Annotated in this window: 8 protein-coding genes; 6 read left to right on the forward strand and 2 right to left on the reverse strand. The window is 58.1% G+C overall.

What is annotated here, in order from left to right:
• Positions 1-12: 12 nt before the first annotated feature.
• Together ACVWYU_RS17725 and ACVWYU_RS17730 are read right to left on the reverse strand one after the other, a co-directional pair.
• Positions 13-858, reverse strand: a complete 846-nt coding sequence (locus tag ACVWYU_RS17725) for an AAA family ATPase (RefSeq protein ID WP_090317552.1) — start codon at positions 856-858, stop codon at positions 13-15.
• Positions 859-1,052: 194 nt separating this feature from the next.
• Positions 1,053-2,129 carry a DUF748 domain-containing protein gene (locus tag ACVWYU_RS17730; protein ID WP_457373278.1) on the reverse strand — a complete coding sequence of 359 codons (1,077 nt, stop codon included), beginning with the start codon at positions 2,127-2,129 and terminating at the stop codon, positions 1,053-1,055.
• A 127-nt stretch (positions 2,130-2,256) separates the two neighbouring features.
• On the opposite strand from ACVWYU_RS17730, the gene cysK reads away from it, so the two are divergent.
• From cysK to ACVWYU_RS17760, 6 genes are all read left to right on the forward strand, one after another.
• Positions 2,257-3,231: a cysteine synthase A gene (gene cysK / locus ACVWYU_RS17735; protein WP_090317558.1), complete on the forward strand. Its 975-nt coding sequence runs from the start codon at positions 2,257-2,259 to the stop codon at positions 3,229-3,231.
• Positions 3,232-3,466: 235 nt separating this feature from the next.
• Positions 3,467-4,405 (forward strand): aspartyl/asparaginyl beta-hydroxylase domain-containing protein, encoded by a 939-nt coding sequence (locus ACVWYU_RS17740; protein ID WP_457373279.1) that lies wholly within the window; start codon positions 3,467-3,469, stop codon positions 4,403-4,405.
• Positions 4,406-4,611: 206 nt separating this feature from the next.
• Positions 4,612-4,776, forward strand: coding sequence for a hypothetical protein (locus ACVWYU_RS17745; RefSeq protein ID WP_247254721.1), 165 nt, complete (start codon positions 4,612-4,614; stop codon positions 4,774-4,776).
• Between the two features lie 96 nt (positions 4,777-4,872).
• Positions 4,873-5,736 (forward strand): DMT family transporter, encoded by an 864-nt coding sequence (locus ACVWYU_RS17750; RefSeq protein ID WP_457373280.1) that lies wholly within the window; start codon positions 4,873-4,875, stop codon positions 5,734-5,736.
• Between the two features lie 228 nt (positions 5,737-5,964).
• Positions 5,965-7,983: a type VI secretion system tip protein TssI/VgrG gene (tssI, locus tag ACVWYU_RS17755; RefSeq protein WP_457373281.1), complete on the forward strand. Its 2,019-nt coding sequence runs from the start codon at positions 5,965-5,967 to the stop codon at positions 7,981-7,983.
• A complete protein-coding gene (locus tag ACVWYU_RS17760; RefSeq protein ID WP_457373282.1) occupies positions 7,980-8,813 on the forward strand; it encodes a DUF4123 domain-containing protein in 834 nt (277 codons plus the stop codon). The genes tssI and ACVWYU_RS17760 overlap by 4 nt, the downstream gene beginning before the upstream one ends.
• The last annotated feature ends 96 nt before the right edge of the window (positions 8,814-8,909 follow it).

The raw sequence follows: 8,909 nt of genomic DNA on the forward strand, positions 1-8,909 counted from the left end.
TGCCCCAGATGATCAACGACTGCCGCGACGGCTCATGAACGCCAGGCGCTCAAGCAGTTGCACGTCCTGTTCGTTTTTCACCAAGGCACCGGCCAGCGGCGGGATGGCCTTGGTCGGATCGCGTTCGCGCAGCACGGCTTCACCGATGTTGTCGGCCATCAGCAGTTTCAGCCAATCCACCAGTTCGGAGGTCGATGGCTTCTTCTTCAGGCCTGGCACCTTGCGCACATCGAAGAACACGTCGAGGGCTTCGCTGACCAGGTCTTTCTTGATGTCCGGGTAGTGCACATCAACGATTTTCTGCAGCGTGACGCGGTCAGGGAAGGCGATGTAGTGGAAGAAGCAGCGGCGCAGGAAGGCGTCCGGCAGTTCTTTTTCGTTGTTGGAGGTAATGATGATGATCGGGCGTTTCTTGGCCTTGATCGTCTCGTCGATCTCGTAAACGTAGAATTCCATCTTGTCGAGTTCTTGCAGCAGGTCGTTAGGGAACTCGATGTCGGCCTTGTCGATTTCGTCGATCAGCAGGATCACCCGCTCTTCGGATTCGAAGGCTTCCCAGAGCTTGCCCTTTTTCAGGTAGTTGCGCACGTCGTGGACCTTGTCCACGCCCAGTTGCGAGTCACGCAGGCGGCTGACCGCGTCGTACTCGTAGAGGCCCTGATGAGCCTTGGTGGTGGACTTGATGTGCCAGGTAATCAGCTTGGCGCCAAAGGATTCGGCCAGTTGCTCGGCGAGCATGGTCTTGCCGGTGCCCGGTTCGCCCTTGACCAGCAATGGCCGCTCCAGGGTGATGGCGGCATTGACCGCCAGCTTCAGGTCATCGGTGGCGACGTAGGCCTGGGTGCCTTCGAACTTCATCTGCTAATCCTCGAACGGTAACGCCGACCTGAACGAGGCAGGGCGGGGCGCAATAAATGGTCAGCCCCGACTATAACGCGGTGCCCGGTCAACTGTGAACGCAGACGGCTTATTCAGTCTCTGAATGGAGCGTCACATCGTGACCTGGTCGCGGTGTAAGCCAGGCGTCTCTATTCACCATCGATTTCCGGATATCAACCGGCGTCCGGCTTGGGTCTTTCATAGCGGGCGTTGAATGCCTGAATGAATCCATTACGTAAAATCTGCAAAAAAGCCTGAAAAGCGCTGACATCTTGCTGATGTACGTTGCCACTGAGTTCAACCCGGGTGGCAAACTGGTTCTTGCCCTGGTTTTTCAGCACGGTCTCGGAACCACCGACAATGGCCTCCCAAATAGAGCGGAAAATCCCTTTGTCCTTGTTTTCGACGTCCTGCTGCCAGTTGAACACGTCGACATCCCTGAGCAGCGGTTTGATATAGCCCGTCAATTTGGCGTTTTTGGCCTGCGCTTCGATGACCACATCGCCATGGCCGGCGTTGAAATCGAACTTGCCGTAGGCCGAAGCGAAGTCGTTCATGCGTCTGAGTTCGATGTCCTTGGCCCGCAGGCGAAATTCGAAGTTTTCGAAATTGCTCAAGGGGTCGAAGGTTGCGCTGGTCTCCAGTGGCGCTTGCCCCAGCAACAGGGCTTTTCCTTCGAAGCGGGCGTCGCGTTTGCCTTTGGTATCCACCACGTTGGTCAGGTTGTAGATGCTGGCATTGACCTTGGTGGCATCCATGTTCACCGGTGGCTTGGAATTGAAGTTGCGGAAGCTGATCTTGCCATCGTCAATTCGCACTTCGTTCAATGTGATCGGCAGCAGTTTGCCCAGTTGGGCGCGCCAGTCGGTGCCTCGACCCGTTTGGGAGTTCTGCTTGTTGGCTCCGCCATCGACGAAGTTCACCTCAGGGTTGATGAACTGCACCCGTGCGACCACCGCATGGTCGTACCAGAGCGAATGCCAACTGACCGAGAGGTCGATCAACGGTGCATTGACGAACGGCACTGGCACCTTGCCGTCGACTTTGACGATTTTCAGACCGTTGATTTTGTAGGCGCCCCGCCATAAGGCCAGGTCGACGTCAGCGATCTGACCGCGGTAATCGCCCATGTCCGCCAACTTGTCATTGAGGTAATCGCGCACCAGGTAGGGCAGGGCGATGTGCAGGGCAACCAGCAGCACGACAAGGCCTGCGAAGGTCCACAAGGGCCAGCTGTATCGACGTTTCATGATGGCAATTCTCTGGCGATCTATAGCGATTGACTGCGGTGGCCCGCGGACGTTCGCCTGACTGGACGCCCACGACCAACAGGCATACCTTTGTGCGCTTATCAAATGCTGTAGTAAGGACCCAGTCATGAGCCGCATTTTCGCTGACAACGCCCATTCCATCGGCAATACGCCGCTGGTACAGATCAACCGTATCGCCCCGCGCGGTGTGACCATCCTGGCCAAGATCGAAGGGCGCAACCCCGGTTATTCGGTCAAGTGCCGCATTGGCGCGAACATGATCTGGGACGCCGAAAGCACCGGCAAACTCAAGCCTGGCATGACCATCGTCGAACCGACCTCCGGTAACACCGGCATTGGCCTGGCCTTCGTTGCCGCGGCCCGTGGTTATAAATTGATGCTGACCATGCCGGCGTCCATGAGTATCGAGCGTCGCAAGGTGCTCAAGGCGCTGGGTGCCGAACTGGTGCTGACCGAGCCCGCCAAGGGCATGAAAGGCGCCATCGAGAAAGCTGGCGAAATAGTGGCTAGCGATCCGTCGAAATATTTCATGCCGGCGCAGTTCGAAAACCCGGCCAACCCGGCCATCCATGAAAAAACCACCGGCCCGGAAATCTGGAACGATACCGACGGTGCTGTCGATGTGTTGGTGGCAGGCGTCGGAACCGGTGGAACCATCACTGGCGTTTCGCGGTATATCAAGAATACCCAGGGCAAACCGATCATCTCGGTCGCGGTGGAGCCGGTGGTGTCGCCGGTGATCAGCCAGGCGCTGGCCGGTGAAGAGATCAAGCCGAGCCCGCACAAGATCCAGGGCATTGGTGCCGGTTTTGTGCCGAAGAACCTGGACCTGTCAATGGTCGACCGGGTGGAGTTGGTCAGTGACGAGGAATCCAAGGCCATGGCCCTGCGCTTGATGCAGGAAGAAGGGATTTTGTGCGGGATTTCCTGCGGAGCCGCGATGGCGGTGGCCGTCCGGTTGGCCGAAACCCCGGAAATGCAGGGCAAGACCATTGTGGTGATCCTGCCGGATTCCGGTGAGCGTTACCTGTCGAGCATGCTGTTCAGCGATCTGTTCACCGAGCAGGAAAATCAGCAGTAACCGCCTGGCGCCGGATGGTTGTGCCGCAGGGACGCGCTTCCGAACATCGCGGGAGGCTGATTCAGGTCAGCGAATGTTCAAGTGGCTTGTGCTAAATAAGGCATTTATTGCGCAATCCTAAACACTGAATGTCGAATCCCGCGGGTGTTTACCGAGGTCGGTAATGTTTATCATGCCGACTGCCGCGCCGGGTGAAGGGCGTTGTGCAAGAGTGTCTATTTCCAAGGAGTTGTTGATGACCTTTTCCTTTGCCGCGAAAGCGTCATTGTTGCTGCTGTTTCTGGGTAGCACCCTCTATGTGCATTTGCGTGGCAAGGCACGGTTGCCGGTGTTGCGTCAGTTCGTCAATCATTCGGCGCTGTTCGCACCCTACAACGCCCTGATGTACCTGTTCTCCGGCGTACCGTCGAAACCTTACCTGGATCGCAGCAAGTTCCCTGAACTGGATGTGCTCAAGGACAACTGGGAAGTCATTCGCGACGAAGCGATGCACCTGTTCGACGAGGGCTACATTCGCGCCGCCGAGAAGAACAACGACGCCGGTTTCGGTTCGTTCTTCAAAAAAGGCTGGAAGCGTTTCTACCTCAAGTGGTACGACAAGCCGTTGCCGTCGGCCGAACTCCTGTGTCCGAAAACCGTTGAGCTGGTCAGCCGCATTCCCAACGTCAAGGGCGCGATGTTTGCGCTGTTGCCGGGCGGCAGTCACCTCAATCCGCATCGCGACCCGTTCGCCGGTTCCCTGCGTTATCACCTCGGCCTGTCCACGCCGAACTCCGACGATTGCCGCATTTTCGTTGACGGTCAGGTGTACGCCTGGCGCGACGGTGAAGACGTGATGTTCGATGAAACCTACGTGCACTGGGTCAAGAACGAAACCGAGAAGACTCGCGTCATTCTGTTCTGCGACATCGAGCGACCGCTGAGCAACCGTCTGATGACCCGTATCAACCGTTCGATCAGCGGCCTGCTGGGGCGGGCAACCGCGCCGCAGAACCTTGACGACGAGCGCGTCGGCGGGATCAACAAGGCCTACGCCTGGAGCAAGAACTTCAGTGACAAATTCAGCGGTGCGGTCAAGCAGTGGAAGCGCCGCAATCCCAAGGCCTACCGAGTGCTGCGCCCGGTGTTGGCGGTGGTGGTGCTGACATTGTTGGGTTATTGGCTGTTTGGTTGAATGAACCTGCAGGAGCCGGCAAATCGGCTCCTGCAGGGATCGCTCGTTTCACCAATACCAAGTGGAAAAATCCAAGAGGTTCGGACGACAACCTCGACGCTTTACCTTCAACGCAACTTATTGCAATTGATGTCTCGCGCTGGTTATAGTCGGCGCACCGTGAGTTTCAACACTCACTTGTTCACCCCTCAAGAAAAGATCAGCCCATGCCTGCATCCCTCATCAACGCGGTAGTCGATTCAGCGGTCAACGCTGGCGTCGTGCCGTGCGGGATTCAGCAGCCGGGGCAGATCAGTCATTACCCCCCTCCTGTCAGTCGCACGCCAGTGTGCGCGGTGGTCTCGCCGCCAGGTGTTGGCATTTCGGGCTGATCAGCGTTTTCTGCTGCTCCCCTCTGCCTGCCTGAAAAAACAACTGAATTTCAGCTACGGCTGAATTGGCTTTTTGCCTGACTACAGGTGGTATTCATGTTTGTCCTCTCGAAAAAGTCCGCGCTCGCGGCGGCTTCCACGAGTCTGTTCGTCCTGCTGTGGAGCAGCGGGGCGATCTTCTCCAAATGGGGGCTGGCTCACGCATCGCCCTTTGCCTTTCTGTTCATGCGCTTTGTCATTGCCTTGGGCGGCTTGATCCTGCTGGTGCCCTTGCTCCAGCTGAAGTTGCCCAAGGGCGGCAAGCCGATGCTGTATGCCATGGCCACCGGGGTGGTGTTGCTGGGGGCTTATCAGATTTTCTATCTGCTGGCCCTCGACCTGAAAGTCACCCCGGGAGTGATGGCGACCATCATGGGCGTGCAACCCATTCTCACCGTGGTGATCATGGAGCGTCAGCGCTCGGCCAGCCGGATGTTCGGCCTGTCGCTTGGTCTCGCCGGGTTGATCATGGTGGTCTACCAGGGCATCGGCCTGGCGGGCATGTCGCTGGCCGGCATGCTCTTCGGGTTGCTGGCGCTGGTGAGCATGACCTTCGGCTCGATCATGCAAAAGCGCATCACCGACAATCCCCTCGGCACGCTGCCGGTGCAGTACCTCGCCGGATTACTGCTCTGCGGGGTCTTTGTGCCGTTCCAGCCGTTCCACTTCGAGCACAGCAGCGGGTTCATCGTGCCAGTGCTGTGGATGGGCCTGGTGGTCTCGGTATTGGCAACGTTGCTGCTCTACCGCTTGATCGCCCGGGGCAACCTGGTGAATGTCACCAGTCTGTTTTACCTGGTGCCAGCGGTGACGGCGGTGATGGACTATCTGTTTTTCGGCAACCGCCTGGCACCGCTGAGCATGCTCGGCATGTTGCTGATCATTGTCGGTTTGGTGTTTGTGTTCCGTAAGACGGCGTAAATATGAGCAGGCCCGGGGTTTTGCTCCGGGCTTGTCATGCCATTTCTTGAGCAGTCCGGATCATTCCTTCTCTTGCTAATCGCCCAGCTTTAGCAAAGCGGAACGGTCTGACCGTATTCCAAGACCCTTCCTACATTAATCGTTTTGCCCCATTGCTAACGTGCCCGCCAATTTTCGCGTGCACAACCAGGGACGGTTTGCACATCGCGCTTTATAAGGGATAAGCGTATGTCCAGGTCGGCCAATACGGCGCATTTTGCGCTGCACACTCCCGCATTTCGCAACGATTTCAAAGTACTCGCCTTTGATGGTGTCGAGGCCATTAGCGATCTGTATGCCATCCGGATTGAACTGGTCAGCGAAAACCCGAATGTCGATCTGGAGAGTCTGCTCGGTCAACCCGCATTCCTCCAGTTCGGTCTCAATGGCGAAGGTCTTCATGGCCACATCGAAGAGGTGGTCGTCGGTGAAACCGGCAGACGCCTGACCCATTACCACCTGTGCCTCGTCCCGGCGCTGCACTATCTGCAGTTCAGCTACGACCAACGGATTTTCCAGAAGCTGACGGTGCCGCAAATCATCGCTCAGGTGCTCAAGGGACACGGCATTCAGGCCGATGCGTATACCTTCCATGTCAGCACCAGCCCGGAGCGCGAATACTGCACTCAATACGGGGAAAATAATTTCGAGTTCCTCCAGCGTCTGTGCGCCGAGGACGGTATCGCGTGGCATTTCCAGCATTCGCCGGACGGTCATTTTCTGGTGTTCACCGACGATCAGACCTGGTTCCCGACACTGGCCGATACGCCTTATCTACAAGACTCCGGCATGGTGGCGGACCAGCCTGTGGTCAACCGGTTTTCCATGAGCTATCGCAGCCGTACCAGCACCACCACGCGCCGGCACTATGACTTCCAGCGCCCGAGTGTGTTGCTGGAAAACCGTGTCACTGCCGAGTTCAGCCCCAGACTCGAGGACTATCGCTACCCCGTACTGATAAAAAACGAGAAGCATGGCGACCAACTGGCTCGCCAGGCCCTGGAGCGGCACCGTGTCGATTACCGGTTGTTCGAGGGCAAGAGCGATCAACCGACGCTGCGCAGTGGTCACTTTTTTACCCTGACCGAGCATCCCCGTGAACGCTGCAACGGTCTGTGGCTGTTGCTCAGCGTGACACACGTTGGAAAGCAGCCGCAGTCAATGGAAGAGGCGATCACCAGCGACGTCCAGCCCGAGGACGGCTTTACCCAGGGCTATTGCAACAGCTTCAGCGTCATTCCATGGGATGTGTTTTACCGACCGCCGATGCGTACGCGAAAAACTCCATTGGTCAGTCAGACTGCCCGCGTGACCGGGCCTGTCGGCGAGGAGATCTATTGCGACGAATATGGTCGGGTCAAAGTCGAATTCCATTGGGACCGGGCTGAACTCAACAGTGAAAGAAGCAGTTGCTGGGTGCGGGTATCCAGTAACTGGGCCGGGGAAAATTTCGGTTCCGTGACCATTCCGCGTATCGGCATGGAAGTCGTCGTCACCTTTCTGGAGGGCAATCCCGATCATCCGCTCATTACCGGTTGCGTGATGAACAAGGTCAATTCGGCGCCCTACCCACTGCCCCAGCACAAAACCAAAACCGTATTGCGCAGCTACAGCTCCCCGCAAACCGGTGGGTACAACGAGCTGTTGCTTGAAGACCGCGCCGGGCAGGAAAAAATCTACCTGCGGGCGCAGCGTGACTTCGAGCAATTGGTTCTCAATGACAGCAACGCCCGGATTGGCCGCAACCGTATTGAACAGGTGGATAATCACAGCACCTGCCTGATCAAGGGCGACGAGTCACACACCACCCAAGGTACGCGCAATACGGTGGTCGGCGGCGATGAGCGGATCAACATCACCGGCAACAGCAGCACGACCGCAGAAGGCGCCTGGGTGATTCAGGGCGGGTCGCAGGCCCGTGTCACCGCCAACAACGTGGTAATTGATGCGGGGGCCAGCCTGACGCTCGCGGCCGGCGGCCATCACCTGATCATCAACTCCGCCGGGATTTTCAGCAGCGTAGCCCTTGTGGAAGGCGGTGTGCCGGTACCCGGGATAGCACCGCAGGCGGCTGGCTCATTACTCCCCGTAGCGCCACAACAGCTGGCGCTATCATTGGCCGCGCAAAAACGGGCATTGGCTCAGGCGGCGCAGATGGCCGCACCGATTTGCGCCGTGTGTCAAAAGCTGGCGGAGAAACCGACATGAGTCAGGCTTATCTGCTGCTGGATCGAACCCGTATTGAACGTCTGCCCGAGCGTCTGTTTGAGCTGGAGAGCACGACGTTCCGCTCACTCTACCGCAACACCGCTTATGGCCCGTTGGAGGAAGTCGGGCCGGTCCTGGTGCCTGTGTCTCCCGACAGCCCGCTGGCCCAGCGATTTTTTCAGGAGTGGAGCGCGACCTGCGGGATCTGGCTGGAATCAGAGGCGCAAGAAGAGGTTGTGCTTGGACATTTGCGCAGCCTGATTCACGTTCGTGTCGAAGGGGATGTCACGGTCCTGTTCCGATACCACGACCCCCGGATCGCGGCCTTGTGGCTAACCTCGTTGCCCGCATGCGAGCGTGATCGCTTGATGGGACCTGTACGACTGATCCGCCTCCCGGACCTGGAGATCCGCCAGGAAAATCCCGATCAACCCGCTGCACGCTACGGGCAAGAGCCCTGGCTGTTGCTGTCCGGGCATCAGCTGGAGCACTTGGGCGGCGTCCAGCGTCAGCACGTCGTTCAACAGGTGATTGAACACGGTCAGCACTACTTTCCCGAACACCTGCAAGGGCTGGACGCCGGGGCATTGCAAGCGTGGGCGTTGCACTGCCAGCAGCGTGCCGGCCGTCACGGTTACAGCGCCATCGATGAGGTCCTAATCTGGGCTCGCTTCCAGGCTGTGCTGGGCACCGACTTTCCCGATGCTCCGACTCACGCTTTTTACCGAAACATGTTGACCGAGCCCAGCCTATCGCCCAGGCAACGGCTGGATAACCTGAACGCCGAACTGACGCGGCGGCAGGTCACCGACAAGGAATTCTCCCTATGAGCGCAGAGCAACTGGCCTGGCTTGATCTGGCCGCCCAGGCCGAGCGCGCCGCCAAGGCGCAGCCTCACATCGATATCAACTGTACGCTGATGCCGT

The organism is Pseudomonas sp. TE12234 (assembly GCF_054061835.1).

Coding starts and splice junctions, on each gene's coding strand:
- ACVWYU_RS17725 (WP_090317552.1), bottom strand. CDS start 858: ATGAAGTTCGAAGGCACCCAGGCCTACGTCGCCACCGATGACCTGAAG.
- ACVWYU_RS17730 (WP_457373278.1), bottom strand. CDS start 2,129: ATGAAACGTCGATACAGCTGGCCCTTGTGGACCTTCGCAGGCCTTGTC.
- cysK (WP_090317558.1), top strand. CDS start 2,257: ATGAGCCGCATTTTCGCTGACAACGCCCATTCCATCGGCAATACGCCG.
- ACVWYU_RS17740 (WP_457373279.1), top strand. CDS start 3,467: ATGACCTTTTCCTTTGCCGCGAAAGCGTCATTGTTGCTGCTGTTTCTG.
- ACVWYU_RS17745 (WP_247254721.1), top strand. CDS start 4,612: ATGCCTGCATCCCTCATCAACGCGGTAGTCGATTCAGCGGTCAACGCT.
- ACVWYU_RS17750 (WP_457373280.1), top strand. CDS start 4,873: ATGTTTGTCCTCTCGAAAAAGTCCGCGCTCGCGGCGGCTTCCACGAGT.
- tssI (WP_457373281.1), top strand. CDS start 5,965: ATGTCCAGGTCGGCCAATACGGCGCATTTTGCGCTGCACACTCCCGCA.
- ACVWYU_RS17760 (WP_457373282.1), top strand. CDS start 7,980: ATGAGTCAGGCTTATCTGCTGCTGGATCGAACCCGTATTGAACGTCTG.